This window comes from Cellulomonas sp. PhB150 (assembly GCF_003755175.1).
Lineage (GTDB): Bacteria > Actinomycetota > Actinomycetes > Actinomycetales > Cellulomonadaceae > Cellulomonas.
The window spans coordinates 343,756-361,529 of sequence record NZ_RKHX01000001.1 but is presented as its reverse complement, the minus strand read 5'-3'; the positions used below and the strand labels follow the sequence as shown (position 1 = coordinate 361,529).

The following is a 17,774-nucleotide window of genomic DNA, read 5'->3' as shown; positions in this document are numbered from 1 at the left end:
CACACCCGACGCATGAGCATGTGGGTGAGCGGACGTACTCTGCACGCCATGGACCTGTTCGACGCGGCGACCTCGACCTCCACGGGCCTGCCCGCGGTCGGCGCCGGCGCGCCCCTCGCGGTCCGGATGCGTCCTCGCTCGCTCGACGAGGTGGCGGGGCAGGGGCACCTGCTCGTGCCGGGCTCCCCGCTGCGGCGCCTGGTCGAGCCCGCGGGCGAGGCGGGCCGCCGGGCGGCGCCGTCCTCGGTCGTGCTGTGGGGTCCTCCGGGCACGGGCAAGACGACGCTGGCGTACCTGATCGCGTCCTCGTCGGGCCGCCGGTTCGTCGAGCTCTCGGCCGTCACGGCCGGGGTCAAGGACGTGCGTGCCGTGATCGACGGCGCGCGCCGGGCCCTGGCGACGAGCTCGGGCGAGACGGTCCTGTTCATCGACGAGGTGCACCGCTTCACCAAGGCGCAGCAGGACGCGCTGCTGCCCAGCGTCGAGAACCGCTGGGTCACGCTGGTCGCCGCGACCACGGAGAACCCGTCGTTCTCCGTGAACTCGCCGCTGCTGTCCCGCTCGCTGCTGCTGACGCTCCAGCCGCTGTCGACCGACGACGTCGCGTCCCTCGTCCGGCGCGCGGTCGACGACGAGCGCGGCCTGGCCGGAGCGGTCACGCTGAGCGACGAGGCGCTCGAGCACCTGCTGCGCCTGGCCGGGGGAGACGCGCGCAAGGCTCTGACGATCCTCGAGGCGGCCGCTGGCTCGGCGCTCTCGGCGGCCGACGAGCGCGGCGACGACACCCCCGCGCTGGTCGACCTCGAGACGGTCGAGCGCGCGATCGACGTCGCGGCGGTCCGGTATGACCGCGACGGCGACCAGCACTACGACGTGATCAGCGCCTTCATCAAGTCCATGCGCGGCTCGGACGTCGACGCGGCGCTGCACTACCTGGCGCGGATGATCGCGGCGGGGGAGGACCCGCGCTTCATCGCGCGGCGCGTGGTCATCGCCGCGGCGGAGGACGTGGGGATGGCCGACCCGTCCGCGCTGCAGACCGCCGTGGCCGCCGCGCAGGCCGTCCAGCTGATCGGCATGCCCGAGGGGCGGATCATCCTGGCCGAGGCCGTCGTGCACGTCGCGACCGCCCCCAAGTCGAACCGCTCGTACAACGGCATCAACGCCGCGATGGCCGACGTGCGCGCTGGCCGGATCGGCTCGGTGCCGGCGCACCTGCGCGACGCGCACTACGCGGGCGCCGAGTCGCTGGGCCACGGGCAGGGCTACGTCTACTCGCACGACGAGCCCACCGGCGTGGCCGCGCAGCAGTACCTGCCGGACGAGCTGGAGGGTGCGCGCTACTACGAGCCGACCGACCGCGGGTTCGAGCGGCAGCTCGGCGAGCGTCTCGAGCGCATCCGCGGGATCCTCGACAGCTGACGCACCGGTGGTTCGGGCGGAGGCCCGTTTGCGGGTAGAGTATGCGGGTCGTCCTGACGCCCTCGCCTCATCGCGAGCCGGCGGGACGGCCACCTGGGGCCTCAGCCACGGCGCGCTCGCGCCGATCGAAGGTCGGCCCCACGCCCTCCGGACACTCGTCCGTTCGTGGGTGTGACGTCAAACAAACGACAGGAAGTATCTCTGTGAGCAGTGTGACCCGCTCGCGCCGCCAGGTTCGCCTGAGCCGCGCACTCGGCCTGGCGCTGACGCCCAAGGCCGTCAAGCACTTCGAGAAGCGTCCGTACCCCCCGGGCGAGCACGGCCGCGCCCGTCGCCGCACCGAGTCGGACTACGCCGTCCGTCTGCGCGAGAAGCAGCGTCTGCGTGCGCAGTACGCCCTCCGCGAGAAGCAGATGGCTCGTGCGTACGAGGACGCCCGCAAGGCCCCGGGCCTGACCGGTGAGGCCCTCGTCGAGAACCTCGAGGTCCGCCTCGACGCGCTCGTCCTGCGTTCGGGCTTCGCCCGCACGATCCTGCAGGCCCGCCAGGCCGTGACGCACCGTCACATCCTCGTGGACGGCAAGATCGTCGACCGCCCCTCCTTCCGCGTGAAGCCGGGTCAGACGCTGCAGGTCAAGCCCAAGAGCCAGGCCACCACGCCGTTCCAGGTCGCCGCCGCCGGCGCGCACCGCGACGTGCTGCCGGCCGTCCCGGGCTACCTGGACGTCCAGCTCGAGAAGCTGTCGTCGGTCCTGGTCCGCGCCCCCAAGCGCGCCGAGGTCCCCGTGACGTGCGAGGTCCAGCTAGTCGTCGAGTACTACGCCCGCTGACCCGATCTGCACCGAACGCCCCGCCCGCGCCCAGCGCCGGCGGGGCGTTCGCGTTCCCGGGCCTCGTCGGCCGCCCGCCGACGGTGCGCTCCGAGCCCGACCTAGCCGCACTTGTGACGCAAGTGGACTCCTGTGGCGCGAACCAGCCTCAGGAGGCAGCTCTGGTCACAAGAGCGGCTACCTGGGTCGCGGGTGGCCCGGGCAACCGTCGCCGGCAGGCGCGCACGTGGTTCCGAGTCGGGTGCGGGTAGGGTTTCGGGCGGACCAGTCGGGTCCCGTCAGGGAGGTCGGACAGATGTTGGGTGACGTCGCAGGCATGATCGCCGCGATCGCGTTCGTGCTGCTCGTCGGCCTGCTCGCCGTGCCGCTGCTCAAGCTGGGCCGGGTGCTGGACGAGACGACGACCTCGGTCAAGGAGCTCACCGACCACACGGTGCCGGTCCTGGACGAGACCGCCGCGCTCGTCGCGTCCGGGAACACCCAGCTCGAGAACATCGACACCGTGACGACGGCCGCCGCCCAGGTCTCCCAGAACGTCTCGGCGCTCACCGCGCTGTTCGCCGCCACGATCGGCGGCCCGGCGGTCAAGGTCGCCGCGTTCTCCTACGGCGTGCGGCGCGCGTTCGGCGGTTTCGCCGCGGGCGCCCGCAAGGGCCGCTGATGCGCCGCCTGTTCTGGGTCGGCGTCGGCGTGGCTGTGACCGTCGTCGTGATCCGCAAGGGTCGCGCGCTCGCCGCCGAGTACCTGCCCGCCGGCGCGACCGAGGTCGTCGACGGCGCCACGCGAGTGACCCGGGCGTGGAACACGGCCGTGGCCGAGTTCCACGCGGGGATGACCGAGCGCAGCCAGCAGCTCATGCACGACCTCGTGGGCGACGCCGACGTCGACGCCCTGCGGTCCGAGCGCGGCCAGCACGTCGACGACCTGCGACGACGCTTCCGGCCCGACGACGTCGCGACCCCCCGGGCCAAGATCCCCGCGCACTGGGCAGGACCGACCGAGGACCCCGACGACGACGGCGACGCGGCCTTTTTCTGATCCTGCTCGACCCCCAGCACCTGCACCTCGTGAAGAAGGACATCATGCGCACCGCCGAGATCCGCCAGCGTTGGCTCGACTACTTCGAGAGCCGCGGTCACACCGTGGTGCCCTCGGCCCCGCTGATCTCGCCCGACCCGTCGACGCTGTTCGTCATCGCCGGCATGGTGCCGTTCATCCCGTACATGCTCGGCGAGCAGACCCCGCCGTGGGACCGCGCGACCAGCGTGCAGAAGTGCGTGCGCACCCTCGACATCGAGGAGGTCGGCAAGACGACCCGCCACGGCACGTTCTTCCAGATGAACGGCAACTTCTCGTTCGGTGACTACTTCAAGGAAGGCGCGATCACCTTCGCCTGGGAGCTCATCACGACGCCCCAGGACAAGGGTGGGTACGGCTTCGACCCCGAGACGATCTGGGTCACGGTCTACGAGGACGACGACGAGGCGCGCGAGCTCTGGATGAAGATCGCGGGCCTGCCCGACGAGCGCATCCAGCGGCGCGGCAAGAAGGACAACTACTGGCACACGGGCAGCGCGGGCCCGGGCGGCCCCTGCTCGGAGATCTACGTCGACCGCGGGCCGGAGTTCGGGCTCGACGGCGGCCCGGTCGTCGACGAGGACCGCTACGTCGAGATCTGGAACCTCGTCTTCATGCAGTACGCGCTGGACCAGGTGCGCAGCAAGGAGGACTTCCGCGTCACGGGTCCCCTCAAGCAGCGCAACATCGACACCGGCATGGGCCTGGAGCGCGTCGCGTTCCTCCTGCAGGGCGTCAACAACATGTACGAGATCGACGAGGTCTTCCCCGTCATCCTCGGGGCGCAGGAGCTGTCCGGCCGGGTGTACGGGGCCGACCAGGACGACGACGTGCGGATGCGCGTCGTGGCCGACCACGTCCGTTCCGCGCTCATGCTCATGGGTGACGGCGTCACGCCGTCCAACGAGGGTCGCGGCTACGTCCTGCGCCGCCTGCTGCGCCGGTCCATCCGGGCGATGCGCCTGCTCGGCGTCGAGGGCCACGCGCTCCCGACGCTGCTGCCGCTGAGCCGGGACGCGATGAGCCCGTCGTACCCGGAGCTGGCCACGAACTTCGAGCGGATCAGCCAGGTCGCCTACGCCGAGGAGGACGCGTTCCGTCGCACCCTCGTCGCCGGCACGACGATCCTCGACACGGCCGTCGCGTCGGCGAAGACCGCCTCGGGGACGCTCTCGGGTGCCGACGCGTTCCAGCTGCACGACACCTACGGCTTCCCGATCGACCTCACGCTCGAGATGGCGGCCGAGCAGGGCGTCGACGTCGACCGCGAGGCGTTCCGCACGCTCATGCAGGCGCAGCGGGACCGCGCGCGGGCCGACGCGATGTCCAAGCGGGCGGGCCGGGCCGACACCGGCGCCTACCAGGACCTGCACAAGGAGCTCAGCGCGACGAACGGCAAGCCGGTGCAGTTCATCGGTTACACCGACGTCGAGGCGACCTCGCAGGTCGTCGGGCTGCTCGTCGACGGCGTGCCCGCCCCCGCGGCGACCGCCCCGGCGGACGTCGAGGTCATCCTCGACGTCACGCCGTTCTACGCCGAGGCGGGCGGCCAGCAGGCCGACACGGGCACGATCGTGCTCGAGTCCGGTGCGCGCATCGAGGTCGACGACGTGCAGGCGCCGGTCAAGGGGCTGTCGGTGCACCACGGCCGGCTCGTCGACGGCACGGTCACGCACGGCGACCGCGGCGTCGCGCGCATCGACACGGCCCGACGCCAGGCGATCGCCCGCGCGCACACCGCGACCCACCTGGTCCACAAGGCGCTGCACGAGTCGCTGGGGGAGACGGCCACGCAGGCGGGCTCGCTCAACGCCCCGAGCCGGCTGCGGTTCGACTTCCGCTCGCCCTCGGCGACCCCGCACGAAGTGGTCGCGGAGATCGAGGCCCGCGTCAACGAGCGCCTGCAGGACGACCTCGAGGTCACCGACCAGACGATGAACATCGACGAGGCGCGCGCCAAGGGCGCGATGGCCCTGTTCGGCGAGAAGTACGGCAACGAGGTGCGCGTCGTGTCCATCGGCGGCGACTGGTCGCTCGAGCTCTGCGCGGGCACGCACGTGCGCCGCTCGGGCGAGCTCGGCCTGGTCACGCTGCTGTCGGAGTCGGCGATCGGCTCCGGGGTGCGTCGCGTCGACGCCCTCGTCGGCGCGGGTGCGTACGGGTACCAGGCCAAGGAGCGCGCCCTCGTCGGGCAGATCTCCGGCCTGCTCGGCGCGCGGCCCGACGAGCTCGCCGAGCGCGTCTCCTCGCTGCTGACCCGGCTCAAGGAGTCGGAGAAGGAGCTCGGCGCGCTGCGCCAGGCCCAGATCCTGGCCGGTGCGGGCAAGGTCGCCGCCGGCGCCACGCTCGTGGGGTCGACCCGTGTCGTCACGGCGGACCTCGGCGAGGTGTCGGGCGACGACATCCGCACGCTCGTGCTCGACGTCCGGTCGCGCCTCGGCGAGGCCGAGCCCGCGGTCGTCGCGATCGCCGGCGCAGCCAAGGGGCGTCCCGTGGTCGTGGTCGCGACGAACGCGGCCGCACGCACCGCCGGCATCCGCGCCGGCGCGCTCGTCAAGCTCGCATCGGGTGTGCTCGGCGGCGGTGGCGGCGGCAAGGACGACCTGGCGCAGGGCGGCGGCACCGACGTGAGCAAGGTCGGCGAGGCCCTCGAGGCGGTCCTGACGTCGGTCCGCGGCTGACGTGTCGGTCGAACGTGGCGCCCGGCTCGGGGTGGACGTGGGCACCGTCCGCGTCGGCCTCGCGGCCAGCGACCCGGACGGGATGATCGCCACGCCGGTCGAGACGCTCGCGCGCGACACGCGGAAGCCGAAACCTGGGCAGCTGTCCAAGGATCTCGCGCAGATCGTGCGTGAGGTGCACGAACGAGGTGCGAAGTGTGTGTACGTCGGGCTGCCACGACACTTGTCAGGTGCCGAAGGGGCCTCATCGGAGGCCGCACGCGCGTACGCTGTGGGGTTGGCGCAGGCCATCGCCCCGATCTCGGTGCGTTTGGTCGATGAGCGGATGAGCACGGTGTCCGCCCATCAGGCGCTGCAGGCGTCCGGCCGATCCGGGCGCCGCCACCGGCAGGTCGTCGATCAGGCGGCCGCGGTGGTCATCCTGCAGTACGCGTTGGACGCAGAGCGCGCGATGGGGCGGCGCCCGGGAGAACCGGTCGTCGTCGAGCGCGCCGCGGGGGAAGACGACGCGTCGGGGGCTGCGGGTCACGGGACGACGGTGGAGTGACACACACGTGAGCAACAGCCAGACCGAGTGGTGGGCACCGGTGGAGGGCAACGGCCAGAGCGCCGACCTCTTCGGTGGCGACCCCACGTCCGCGCAGCCGCCCCGTCGCTCCCGGAGCGGAGGTCGGCAGCGCGAGGCGCGCCAGCGCAAGCAGCGTCGGAACCGCAGCATCGTCATCGTCATCGTCGCGCTGCTGCTCGTCGTGGGCGCCGGCTACGTCGTCGTCTCGCTGCTGGGCGGGATGTTCGACGGCGACGGCACGAACAAGACCGCCACCACCAAGGACTTCCCCGGCCCCGGCTTCGGCGAGGCCACCGTGACGATCAACGCCGGCGACACCGGGGCTGACATGGGTGCGGCTCTTGCCGACGCCGGCGTCGTCGCCTCGGCGCAGGCGTTCAGCGCCGCGTTCGCCGCGAACTCGGGTGCCGCCTCGATCCAGCCGGGCACGTACAGCCTGCTGCAGGAGATGAAGGCGTCCGACGCGGTCGACGCGCTGCTCAACCCCGCGAGCAAGTCGTCCTTCCGGGTGACGATCCCCGAGGGGCTCACCAAGGACCAGATCGTGGCGCGGATCAACGAGAAGACGCTGATCCCCACGAAGGAGCTCAACGCGGCGCTGAAGGACTCCAAGGCCATCGGCCTGCCGTCGCAGGCGGACGGCAACGCCGAGGGATGGCTGTTCCCCGCCACGTACGACGTGCAGCCGGACGCGTCGGCCGCGGACGTGCTGAAGATGATGACCGCGAAGACCGTCGAGGTCCTCAAGGACAAGAAGGTCGCGAAGGACGACTGGGAGACGGTGCTGAACAAGGCCTCCCTGGTCGAGCGTGAGGGGAAGCTGGACGAGGACCGGCCGAAGATGGCGCGCGTCATCGAGAACCGGCTGGACCAGGGGTGGATGCTGGGGATCGACGCGGCAGTCGCTTACGGCGCGGGGATCAGCGGCACCGAACTGACCACCAAGGAGCTGCAGGACAAGAGCAACCCGTACAACACGCGGGCGCTTCCCGGTCTGCCTCCGACGCCGATCGCGTCACCGGGCGAGGCCTCGATCGAGGCTGTGCTCAAGCCGGCCGACGGAACCTGGATGTACTGGTGCACCGTCAACCCCGAGACTGGGGAGACCGTCTTCTCGCACACGCAGGCGGAGCAGGACGCGGCACAGGCGGAGCTCAATGCCTGGATCACCGCCAACGGGAAATGACCGGTCCGTCGCTGCGGCGGGCGGCCGTCCTCGGCCACCCCGTCGCGCACTCCCTGTCGCCCACCCTGCACCGCGCCGCCTACGCCGCCCTCGGGCTCGACCACTGGTCGTACGAGGCGGTCGACGTCCTCGCTGACGACCTTCCGTCGTTCGTCGCGTCCCTCGACGACTCATGGGCCGGCCTGTCCCTGACGATGCCGCACAAGCAGGTCGTGCTCCCGCTGCTGGACCACGTCGAGCCGCTGGCCTCGGTGGTCGGCGCCGTGAACACGGTGCTGATCTCGGGAGCTGGTGCGGCGCGCACGCTCGTCGGAGCGAACACCGACGTGTACGGCCTGGTCACCGCCTTGCGCGAGGGGCTCACGGGCCCGGTCACGTCCGCGGCTGTCATCGGCGCCGGCGCGACCGCAGCCTCGACCTTGGCGGCTCTCGGCGAGCTCGGCTGCCCGGCACCCGTCGTCTACGTCCGCTCCATGCAGCGCGCGGGCGGGCTCATGCGCGCGGCGCACCGCATGGGCGTCACCCCGGAGTTCCGCGGGCTGGAACGCGCCGCCGCCGAGATCGGCCGCGCGTCGGTCGTCGTCTCGACGCTGCCCCCGCACGCCGCGGACGCGCTCGCCGAGTCTCTCGTCGTCGGCCCGGGCGTCCTGCTCGACGTCGCCTACGACCCGCGCCCCACCGCGCTGCAGTCCGCGTGGGCCGCGGGCGGGGGAGTGGCGGTCGGCGGGGAGCGCATGCTGCTGCACCAGGCCGCCGAGCAGGTGCGGCTGATGACGGGGCACGCCGGTCCGGTCGAGGCGATGGACGCGGCGCTGGAGTCCCAACTCACCCACTGATTTCCGCCCGAACTGCTCAGGTCTCCCGGCACCGCTGCCGATGACCCGGGCAGAGGTGTGCTTCCGCGCACCGTGCCGGGAGGGGCGCCGCGTGAAGCAGCTGGGAGAGATCCTGCTCGAGGAAGGCCTCGTCTCCGAGGCGCAGCTCTTGGCCGCGCTGGACGAGACGATGACCAGCGGTGCCTCGCTCGGGCGCACCCTGGTCGAGATCGGCGTGCTGTCCGAGGGGCAGCTCGTCCAGGCGCTCGCCGCGCAGGTCGGGATGCAGTACGTCGACCTCGACGAGTTCCCGATCGACCGCACCGCGGTGGCGCTCGTCCCCGGTGGGCTGTGCCGCAAGTACACGGTGCTGCCGATCGCGCTCGAGGGGTCGTCGCTGGTCCTCGCTACCGCCGACCCGGGCAACGTCATGGCCGTCGACGACATGCGGTCCGTGTCGGGCCGGCAGATCGTCTCCGTCATCGCGACGCACGACAACCTGCTGCGCGCGATCGACCGCTACGTGCGCGCCGACGACGAGATGGAGAACCTCTCCTCGGCGTTCGAGGAGGTCGCGAACGAGGCCCAGCAGGACCTGTCGTCCATCGGGGACATCGCCGACGACGACGCGCCCATCGTCCGCTTCGTCAACCTGCTGGTGACCCAGGCGATCACGGACCGTGCGTCCGACATCCACATCGAGCCGGCCGAGCACGACCTGCGGGTGCGCTACCGCATCGACGGCGTGCTGCACGAGACCCAGCGGGCTCCCAAGCAGATCCAGGGCGGCGTCATCAGCCGCGTGAAGATCATGAGCGACATCGACATCGCCGAGAAGCGCAAGCCGCAGGACGGCCGCATGTCCGTCACGCACAACGGGCGCAAGATCGACCTCCGCGTCGCGACGCTCCCCACGGTGTGGGGCGAGAAGATCGTCATGCGAATCCTGGACAACTCGACGGCGAGCCTCGACCTGCGCGACCTGTCGTTCCTCGACCACAACTACGAGACCTACAAGGGCGCGTACACCAAGCCCTACGGGATGATCCTGGTGACCGGCCCGACCGGGTCGGGCAAGTCGACGACGCTGTACGCGACCCTCAACGCGGTCTCCAAGCCCGAGATCAACGTCATCACGGTCGAGGACCCGGTGGAGTACCGGCTCCCGGGCATCAACCAGGTGCAGGTCAACCCGAAGGCCGGGCTCACGTTCGCGGGCGCCCTGCGCTCGATCCTGCGGTCCGACCCGGACGTGGTCCTGCTCGGTGAGATCCGTGACCACGAGACGGCACAGATCGCGATCGAGGCCGCCCTCACCGGTCACCTCGTGCTGTCCACGCTGCACACCAACGACGCGCCGTCGGCCGTCACGCGTCTGACGGAGATGGGGATCGAGCCGTTCCTCGTCGGCTCTGCGCTCGACTGCGTCGTCGCCCAGCGTCTGGCGCGCCGGCTGTGCGGCAAGTGCAAGGTGCCCTACCAGCCGTCCGAGCAGGAGATGCTCGCAGCTCGCTTCCCGTGGATGCCGGGGGAGCCCGTCCCCGAGATCTACCGGCCGGGTGGCTGCCCGACGTGCTCGAACACCGGGTACCGCGGGCGCCTCGCCCTGCACGAGGTGATGACCGTCGGCGAGAACATCGAGCGGCTCGCCGTGGCGCACGCGTCGAGCGCGGACATCCAGTCGACGGCCCTCAAGGAGGGCATGATCGCGCTCCGCGACGACGGCTGGCACAAGGTCGCGCTCGGGCAGACGTCGATCGAGGAGATCCTGCGCGTCGTCGCCTGACGGGCCTCGGTCCTCTCACCGGGACAGATGCCCTCAAGACGGCGGCCGGACAGGCCGATACAGCACCGACAAGACTGCGCGCCCGTGCGGGACGAAGGGGATTGATGTGAGCGAGCCGATCCAGCCTGCCGGCGGGGAGCCGACGCGGCCCCTGCCGCCCTACCGTCCGGCCGGCCCGCAGGCCGGGTCCGCCCCGCCGTCGCTGCCGGGTCAGGTGACGTTCTCGCCGATCCCGTCGCAGAGCTCGGTCGCGGCGGTGCGCGAGACGTACCAGCCGCCCCAGGCCGTGGCGCCCCAGCCGCCCGTCCCGGCGTTCAGCGGTCCCGCTCCGGCGCGGATCTCGACCACGACGTCGTTCACCCCGGACGGCCCCTCGGCGCCGCCCGCGTACGCGACGGCTCCCGGGGCGGCGACGCGAGTGTTCTCGCCGGCTCCCGTCGCCCCCGCGCAGGCAGCGCCCGCCGCACCCAGCGTGCCCGCCCAGGCGAGCGCGCCCGCGGCCCCTCCAGCGCCCCCCGCGCGGGCGCAGGGCCGTGACCGGGCCGGTCGGATGGGCTCGGACGCGGCGGAGGAGACCCTCCCCATCGACCAGGTGCTGACCGAGATGGTCGCCAAGGGCGCCTCCGACGTCCACCTCACCTCGGGCGCGGTCCCCACGGTCCGCATCTCGGGTGCGCTCAAGCCGCTCGAGGGCTACGCCACGCTCGCGCCGGAGCCGCTGCGCCGCACGCTCTACTCGATCCTCACCCAGAAGCAGCGGGAGACGTTCGAGACGAACCTCGAGCTCGACTTCTCCTACGCGGTCCGCGGGCTCGCCCGGTTCCGCGTGAACATCTACCAGCAGCGTGAGTCGGTCGGCGCCGCGTTCCGTGTGATCCCGTACGAGATCAAGCCGCTCGAGGACCTGGGCGTCCCCGCGGTCGTCGGCAACTTCGCCGGCATGCCGCGCGGTCTCGTCCTCGTCACGGGCCCGACGGGCTCGGGCAAGTCGACCACCCTGGCCTCGATCATCGACCTCGCGAACCGCACGCGCGAGGACCACATCATGACGGTCGAGGACCCGATCGAGTTCCTCCACCGCCACAAGAAGTCGCTGATCAACCAGCGCGAGGTCGGCCAGGACACGCACTCGTTCGCGAACGCCCTCAAGCACGTCCTGCGCCAGGACCCCGACATCATCCTCGTCGGTGAGATGCGTGACCTGGAGACGATCTCGGTCGCCCTGACCGCCGCCGAGACCGGCCACCTCGTCTTCGCGACCCTGCACACCCAGGACGCCGCGCAGACGATCGACCGTGTGATCGACGTGTTCCCCTCGCACCAGCAGGCGCAGGTGCGCACGCAGCTCGCCGGCGCGATCCAGGGCGTCGTCTGCCAGACGCTGTGCAAGAAGGCCGACGGCACGGGCCGCGCGGTCGCGACCGAGGTCATGATCGCGACGCCCGCCATCCGCAACCTCATCCGTGAGGGCAAGACCCACCAGATCTACTCCGCGATGCAGGCCGGCGCCAAGCAGGGCATGCACACGATGGACCAGCAGCTGGCGGACATGGTCAAGTCCGGGAAGATCTCCTACGAGGTCGGCCTCGAGAAGTGCCACCACGCCGAGGACTTCAACCGCCTGACGGGCCGGTTCTCCGGCGGCCCGCAGGGAGCCAGCTACAACGACCCGATGGCAGGTCTGTGATGGCGACCGCTGATAGCAAGACCTACGAGTACGCCGTCCGGGACCGTGCAGGCAAGATCGTCAAGGGTCGCGTCGACGCGCCCAACCAGGCGGCGGTCGCGAACCGGCTCAAGGAGATGGGCCTCGCGGCCGTCTCGATCTCCGAGGTGACGAACTCCGGGCTGCAGAAGGAGATCACCTTCGGCGGACTGGGCGAGAAGGTCGGTCTGAAGGACCTCGCCGTGATGTCGCGGCAGATGGCGACGATGATCTCCGCCGGCCTGTCGCTGCTGCGGACGCTGTCGATCCTCGCGGAGCAGACCGAGAGCAAGCCGCTCGCGAAGGTCCTCGGGCAGGTCCGTGGAGACATCGAGGTCGGCGGAGCCCTCTCGGCGGCGTTGGCCAAGCACAAGGAGACCTTCCCTCCGCTGATGATCAACATCATCCGCGCGGGCGAGGTCGGAGGCTTCCTCGAGAAGGCGCTGGAGTCCGTCGCCGACAACTACGAGGCCGAGGTCAAGCTCCGCGGGAAGATCAAGTCGGCGATGGCCTATCCCGTCGTCGTCTTCTGCATCGCCATTCTCGCGGTCGCGGTGATGCTGATCTTCATCGTCCCGGTGTTCAAGAACATGTTCGAGGGTCTGGGCGGCACGCTTCCGCTCCCGACGCTCATCCTGGTCTGGCTCTCGAGCATCATGAAATGGCTGGCACCTCTCCTGATCGTCGCCGGAATCGTCTTCGCGTCCTGGTGGCGCAAGCACAAGAACGACGACGGGGTCCGCCGCAGGCTCGATCCGTGGAAGCTCAAGGTGCCGGTTTTCGGCAACTTGTTCCGGAAGATCGCCATTGCCCGTTTCTCCCGTAATTTCGGCACGATGATGGGTTCCGGCGTCCCTTTGCTCCAGGCGCTCGACATCGTCGGGCAGGTGTCCGGCAACTGGGTCATCGAGGCGGCGATCAAGGACGTCCAGGACTCCGTTCGCCGAGGTGAGTCGCTCTCAGGGCCGTTGACGAAGCACGACGTCTTCCCTGCGATGGTGACGCAGATGATCGCCGTGGGTGAGGACTCGGGAGCGCTCGAGACGATGCTCGAGAAGATCTCGGAGTTCTACGACCAAGAGGTCGAGGCGACCACCGAGCAGCTCACCAGCCTCATCGAGCCGATCATGATCCTGTTCATCGGCGTGATCGTGGGCGGAATGATCGTCGCGCTGTACCTGCCGATCTTCAACATCTTCAACCTGATCGGCTGACGCACAGTCGTCTATTGCGTCCGTTCGGGTGAACGTGGAGATTGCTGCGCACAACGCTCAAGGCCCCGACAGGGCGGGCCGATGAACAGGTTGCACCACCTGATCCGGCCCCCGGGCCGGCACCGGAACTGAAATCCCCATAACGTCCCTCCGCAGAAACGGGAGTACCACCATCATGATGGCTCGTGTTCGCAAGGCCATGAACGAGAAGGACATCAACGACAAGGGCTTCACCCTTGTCGAGCTCCTCGTCGTCATCATCATCATCGGCATCCTCGCGGCCATCGCGATCCCGGTGTACCTCGACCAGCAGAAGAAGGCCAAGGACTCGGCCGCGAAGAACGACCTCGCGAACGCCCGTGTCATCGTGGCCTCGACGCTGACGGAGCACCCGGACGCGACCGGCGTCACGCTCGGCGGCACCGCCCCCGACTACACCTTCACCGCTGCTGGTGGCGCGGGCACGGCCGAGGCCGAGACCTTCACCGCGAGCCCGGGCGTCACGATCGTCGTCGCCGGTGCGTTCGACGACGACAGCCTGTGCATCGGCGCCACCGCCGAGGGCGGCAAGGTCGAGGACGGCTTCTCGACCGACCTGACCGGCAAGGTCTACACGGGCTCGACCACCTGCGCGTGATCTGCAGGTAGGGCTTGACGGTGTGGGGCGTCACCTTGGTGGCGCCCCACACCGACGTATCCACGGGAGGGAGGCGCACGGTGACCGATCCACGCACGGACGACGACGGCTTCGGCATGGTCGAGGTGATGGTGTCGCTGATGCTGTTCGCGATCCTCCTGATGGCGACCATCGGGCTGCTGATCTCCGCGGTGAACGCCTCGGCTCGGAACTCGGCGATCGAGTCCGCCACGCAGTGGGCCTCGGAGCAGGTCGACACCGCGCACGCAACCGTCGCCGGCCTCGACTCGGTCAAGGCCTGCCCCAAGTGGGACGCGCTCGCCTCGGCCGCCGCGCCCGCGAACCGCAAGGACGGCCGAGGTCTTCCGATGAAGATGATCGTGACGACGACAGCGGCCCCGATCAACTGCGTCACGTCCACCGCGTCTCCGATCGTGTCCTACACGGTCAAGATCGTCGAGGCCGGCGACGTCACGAAGGTGCTTGCGACGAGCACCACGAAGATCGCGCTGGGCCTCCAGTGAGCACCCGACTGCCCCTGAGCGCCCGCCTGAGGCGCCGGTTCCACGCCGCGACCGACGCGTCTCGTCCCGATACTGGAATGTCCCTGGTCGAGCTCATCGTCGCCAGTGCGATCTCGGTGCTGCTCCTGGCCATCATCGGTTCCCTCTTCGTCAAGACGATGCAGACGCAGGTCTCGGTGACGGACACCTCCCACACGTCGAACAGCGCCAAGGTCGCGTTCGACGACCTGCAGGCCTCGGTCCGGCTCGCTGTGGAGACGGACGTCCGCACCCCGGCTGCCATGGGTGTGGACCCGGCCACGGGTCGCGGCGACGTGCTCGTGCTCAAGACGCGCGCGAACCAGGGCGCCGTGGCCGCGGTCACGACCTGGCGGTGCGTCGGCTGGTACCTCGACCCGAGCAAGAAGCTGCACAAGCTCGTGCGGCCCGCGCAGGCCTCGGGCACGCCCCCCACGGCACTGAGCCCGTCGTCGTGGCCGGTCGTCGCGAGCGGCGTCACCACGAAGGCGAGCGGCGGCCTGCCCTTCCTGGCCCTGGACCCCGACCCGGACACCGAGGCGTGGTACCCGGGCAGCATCACTGTCGCCCTGAACTTCCAAGAAGGCACCTCGAAGGTGCCCGTCGGCCTGTCGTCGACGATCGTCCCGCGCCGTCAGCTGCAGCTCGACGGCGAAGTCTCTGGAGGAGTGGCATGCGTGTAGCGAGCCGTGTCACGAGGACGCTGCGGAGCCCGCGCGGCGATGACGGCAGCAGCCTCATCGCAGTCATCGGCATCGCCGCCGTGCTCGCGATCGTCATGGCGACCCTCGTTGGGACGGTCGTGTTCGCGATCGGTCAGACGACGGCCTCGCGCTCGTCGGTCAGCGCCAAGTCGTCGGCCGAGGCAGGGATCGAGACCGCAGCTGCGCTCGTCGCGAGCGGCACGTGCTGGTCCGGGGGGACGGGGTCCAGCCCCAGTCCGGCCTGGAAGGCGCAGGTGCAGAAGCTCGTCGGCGCGTCGTCGGACCCTGCACTCGAGTCGTCGTGGACCAACGGCTGCCCGATGGCTGCTCCTCCCGGTGGCACTCCCACGCCCTTCCGTGTGATCTCGACCGGTCACACCGGATCACCGGGGGCGGGCAACAGCTCGGGTGACGTCAAGACGATGGTGGCGCAGTTCACCGTCGTGCAGCGTCCCACGTCGCCCGAGTTCAACTCGGCGATCTTCGGCGAGGTCCAGACAGGCGTGAGCACCGATCTGAAGGTGATCGGTACGGACGCCGACATCCTCACCGACCACTTCACGTGCTCGTCGGCCATGAACACCCAGGGCGGGATCTACGTGAACTCCGCGCTCTCGGAGACGTCGACCCTCAACACGACCTGCGAGGTCGGCGGGAACTTCGTCACCAAGGGGAACCTCGAGTGCCCCGCGAACGGCATCGTGCACGGCGACGTCATCGTCGCCGGCAACGTCAAGTGGAACAGCACCTGCAAGGTCTTCGGCAAGATGTGGGTCGGCGGCAACTTCGACTGCCCGACGTCCGGCGCGACGTTGCTCGGGGACCTCTACGTGGTGGGCAACGTCAGCATCGCGTCCGCATGCAACCTCAAGGGGAACATCTGGATCGGCGGCAAGCTGTCGATGTCGAACCCGCAGTCGTGGGTCGGCAACGTCTACGTGGCGGGCGGCGTGGCTGCCAATTCGAGCGTGACCGTCACCACGCCCGGCTCGGTCCGCATCAAGGGTGCCCTCACGGGGGGCTTCAGCTCCGCGAACGTCACGGCCGGGTCCAAGACGATCCCCGACGCCTCCCTCACGGCGCCGCCGGCCCCTGACATGACGGTCTACTTCCCGCCCGGTGACCCCAAGCTGGACTTCCCGAAGATCACCAAGACCGACGCGCGCTGGAGCGGCTGGTTCATGCGCAAGTGGCGCAACGACCTCGATGCGCTGAAGACCGGTCCGTACCTCGCGGACTCGTGCGACCAGGCGTGGGTCAGTGGCTCGTCCAACTTCACCGGACCGCTGGTGATCACGACGCCGACGATCTACGACCTTCAGCAGCCCACGGGCTCGGGTGGGTGCGGGACGTCGTCTGTCGGTCTCGGTGGGGGACTGACCATCAAGCTCTACGCCGACGCGGTGATCTTCTCCTCGGGAGCGACCATGAAGACGACCTTCCGGGTCGAGTCGGGCGACGGCAACAAGCACAGCCTGTACATCATCGAGCCGTGGCCGGCGGGCAAGGCGTCCTGCTCGTCCAGTCCGTCGGGTGCCGGATTTACCTTCAACACGCCGAACTTCAGCCAGGGCCCGAACGCTCAGGTGATGGTCTACACGCCGGGCCAGATCAACAACACGGCCTACGCGAGCCCGCCCCTGACGCTCACCGGTCAGCTCTATGGTTGCAACGTGCTGCTCTCGACCCCGTTCAAGCTCAACTACTCCGCGGCGACCTCGGGTGGGGGCGCTGCAGGACGTGCGTTCGTGGTGAGCGAGCGCTTCCGCATGGACAACCAGGCGCTGCGGCTGCCGTGATCCTGCTCGTCGCCCTCGTGGGGCTGCTCGGCCTCGCCGTCGGGTCGTTCCTCAACGTCGTTGTCTGGCGTGTCCCGCGCGGCGAGTCGGTCGTCTCTCCGCCGAGCGCGTGCCCGCGCTGCGGCCACGAGATCCGCCCGCGCGACAACGTCCCGGTTCTGTCGTGGCTGATCCTTCGGGGCCGGTGCCGCGACTGCGGCGAGCCGATCTCCGCCCGCTACCCGCTCGTGGAGGCGGCCACCGGTCTGCTCTTCGCCGGCGCGGCCTGGTTCACGGGTGTCGCCTGGGTGCTGCCGGCCGCGCTGTACCTCGTCGCGATCGGGGTGGCCCTCACCCTGATCGACCTCGACACCAAGCGGCTGCCCAACGCGATCGTGCTGCCGTCGTACCTGGTCGCCGCCGCGCTTCTCGCCCTCGCCAGCTGGAACCCGGGCGGTGCGAGCGACTGGGGCGCCATGGTCCGCGCTCTGATCGGCTGCGGCGCGCTCTACGCCTTCTACTTCGCCCTGATCCTGATCTACCCGGGCGGGATGGGCTTCGGGGACGTCAAGCTCGCCGGCGTGCTCGGCCTCTACCTCGGCTGGTTCGGGTGGGCGGCGCTGGTGACCGGGGCCTTCGCCGCGTTCCTCCTCGGTGGCCTCTTCTCCATCGGCCTCATGATCGCCGGGCGTGCGGGTCGCAAGAGCAGCGTCCCGTTCGGCCCGTGGATGCTGGCCGGCGCCGCCGTGGGGATCTTGGTGGGCCACGACATCTGGACCTGGTACTCCGGCGCGCTCTGACCTGCTCCGGAGGTCGCGAGATATCTGCG

General features: G+C 70.2%; 16 protein-coding genes. All 16 read left to right on the top strand.

The window, feature by feature from the left end; translation table 11 throughout:
- The first annotated feature begins 48 nt into the window (after window positions 1-48).
- The 16 genes from EDF34_RS01715 (at window position 49) to EDF34_RS01640 (ending at window position 17,745) form a co-directional block, all read left to right on the top strand.
- Window positions 49-1,422: a replication-associated recombination protein A gene (locus EDF34_RS01715; RefSeq protein WP_123369651.1), complete on the top strand. Its 1,374-nt coding sequence runs from the start codon at window positions 49-51 to the stop codon at window positions 1,420-1,422.
- A gap of 203 nt (window positions 1,423-1,625) precedes the next feature.
- Window positions 1,626-2,252, top strand: a complete 627-nt coding sequence (gene rpsD / locus EDF34_RS01710; RefSeq protein WP_123369650.1) for a 30S ribosomal protein S4 — start codon at window positions 1,626-1,628, stop codon at window positions 2,250-2,252.
- A 316-nt stretch (window positions 2,253-2,568) separates the two neighbouring features.
- The gene (locus tag EDF34_RS01705; RefSeq protein ID WP_233575128.1) at window positions 2,569-2,913 is read left to right on the top strand and encodes a DUF948 domain-containing protein; all 345 of its coding nucleotides are present in this window, start codon (window positions 2,569-2,571) and stop codon (window positions 2,911-2,913) included.
- Window positions 2,913-3,290 (top strand): hypothetical protein, encoded by a 378-nt coding sequence (locus EDF34_RS01700; RefSeq protein ID WP_123369648.1) that lies wholly within the window; start codon window positions 2,913-2,915, stop codon window positions 3,288-3,290. Before EDF34_RS01705 ends, EDF34_RS01700 begins: the two co-directional genes overlap by 1 nt.
- Window positions 3,291-3,334: 44 nt before the next feature.
- Window positions 3,335-6,010: an alanine--tRNA ligase gene (gene alaS, locus EDF34_RS01695; protein ID WP_123370605.1), complete on the top strand. Its 2,676-nt coding sequence runs from the start codon at window positions 3,335-3,337 to the stop codon at window positions 6,008-6,010.
- 37 nt (window positions 6,011-6,047) lie between these two features.
- Window positions 6,048-6,557 (top strand): Holliday junction resolvase RuvX, encoded by a 510-nt coding sequence (ruvX, locus tag EDF34_RS01690; protein ID WP_370450016.1) that lies wholly within the window; start codon window positions 6,048-6,050, stop codon window positions 6,555-6,557.
- Between the two features lie 7 nt (window positions 6,558-6,564).
- Window positions 6,565-7,764, top strand: coding sequence for an endolytic transglycosylase MltG (mltG, locus tag EDF34_RS01685; protein ID WP_123369646.1), 1,200 nt, complete (start codon window positions 6,565-6,567; stop codon window positions 7,762-7,764).
- The gene (locus EDF34_RS01680; protein ID WP_123369645.1) at window positions 7,761-8,600 is read left to right on the top strand and encodes a shikimate dehydrogenase; all 840 of its coding nucleotides are present in this window, start codon (window positions 7,761-7,763) and stop codon (window positions 8,598-8,600) included. The genes mltG and EDF34_RS01680 overlap by 4 nt, the downstream gene beginning before the upstream one ends.
- A 91-nt stretch (window positions 8,601-8,691) precedes the next feature.
- Window positions 8,692-10,365: a GspE/PulE family protein gene (locus EDF34_RS01675; RefSeq protein WP_123369644.1), complete on the top strand. Its 1,674-nt coding sequence runs from the start codon at window positions 8,692-8,694 to the stop codon at window positions 10,363-10,365.
- Between the two features lie 106 nt (window positions 10,366-10,471).
- Complete coding sequence (locus EDF34_RS01670) at window positions 10,472-12,052, top strand: type IV pilus twitching motility protein PilT (protein ID WP_305038119.1); 1,581 nt, start codon at window positions 10,472-10,474, stop codon at window positions 12,050-12,052.
- Window positions 12,052-13,284 carry a type II secretion system F family protein gene (locus tag EDF34_RS01665; protein WP_123369642.1) on the top strand — a complete coding sequence of 411 codons (1,233 nt, stop codon included), beginning with the start codon at window positions 12,052-12,054 and terminating at the stop codon, window positions 13,282-13,284. Before EDF34_RS01670 ends, EDF34_RS01665 begins: the two co-directional genes overlap by 1 nt.
- 178 nt (window positions 13,285-13,462) lie before the next feature.
- Window positions 13,463-13,921 (top strand): prepilin-type N-terminal cleavage/methylation domain-containing protein, encoded by a 459-nt coding sequence (locus EDF34_RS18000; protein ID WP_370450015.1) that lies wholly within the window; start codon window positions 13,463-13,465, stop codon window positions 13,919-13,921.
- Between the two features lie 80 nt (window positions 13,922-14,001).
- Entirely contained in the window at window positions 14,002-14,445 is a 444-nt protein-coding gene (locus EDF34_RS01655; RefSeq protein ID WP_123369640.1) for a hypothetical protein, read from the top strand.
- Window positions 14,446-14,522: 77 nt separating this feature from the next.
- Window positions 14,523-15,146, top strand: a complete 624-nt coding sequence (locus EDF34_RS01650) for a PilW family protein (protein ID WP_123369639.1) — start codon at window positions 14,523-14,525, stop codon at window positions 15,144-15,146.
- Window positions 15,137-16,966: a hypothetical protein gene (locus EDF34_RS01645; RefSeq protein ID WP_123369638.1), complete on the top strand. Its 1,830-nt coding sequence runs from the start codon at window positions 15,137-15,139 to the stop codon at window positions 16,964-16,966. The genes EDF34_RS01650 and EDF34_RS01645 overlap by 10 nt, the downstream gene beginning before the upstream one ends.
- Window positions 16,963-17,745 carry an A24 family peptidase gene (locus EDF34_RS01640; RefSeq protein WP_123369637.1) on the top strand — a complete coding sequence of 261 codons (783 nt, stop codon included), beginning with the start codon at window positions 16,963-16,965 and terminating at the stop codon, window positions 17,743-17,745. The genes EDF34_RS01645 and EDF34_RS01640 overlap by 4 nt, the downstream gene beginning before the upstream one ends.
- Window positions 17,746-17,774 lie beyond the last annotated feature (29 nt).

Bases quoted from the DNA above. Each gene is read 5' to 3' on its own strand.
- EDF34_RS01700 (WP_123369648.1), top strand. From the start codon at position 2,913: ATGCGCCGCCTGTTCTGGGTCGGCGTCGGCGTGGCTGTGACCGTCGTC.
- EDF34_RS01665 (WP_123369642.1), top strand. From the start codon at position 12,052: ATGGCGACCGCTGATAGCAAGACCTACGAGTACGCCGTCCGGGACCGT.
- EDF34_RS01650 (WP_123369639.1), top strand. From the start codon at position 14,523: ATGTCCCTGGTCGAGCTCATCGTCGCCAGTGCGATCTCGGTGCTGCTC.
- EDF34_RS18000 (WP_370450015.1), top strand. From the start codon at position 13,463: ATGGCTCGTGTTCGCAAGGCCATGAACGAGAAGGACATCAACGACAAG.
- EDF34_RS01680 (WP_123369645.1), top strand. From the start codon at position 7,761: ATGACCGGTCCGTCGCTGCGGCGGGCGGCCGTCCTCGGCCACCCCGTC.
- EDF34_RS01645 (WP_123369638.1), top strand. From the start codon at position 15,137: ATGCGTGTAGCGAGCCGTGTCACGAGGACGCTGCGGAGCCCGCGCGGC.
- alaS (WP_123370605.1), top strand. From the start codon at position 3,335: ATGCGCACCGCCGAGATCCGCCAGCGTTGGCTCGACTACTTCGAGAGC.
- EDF34_RS01715 (WP_123369651.1), top strand. From the start codon at position 49: ATGGACCTGTTCGACGCGGCGACCTCGACCTCCACGGGCCTGCCCGCG.
- EDF34_RS01705 (WP_233575128.1), top strand. From the start codon at position 2,569: ATGATCGCCGCGATCGCGTTCGTGCTGCTCGTCGGCCTGCTCGCCGTG.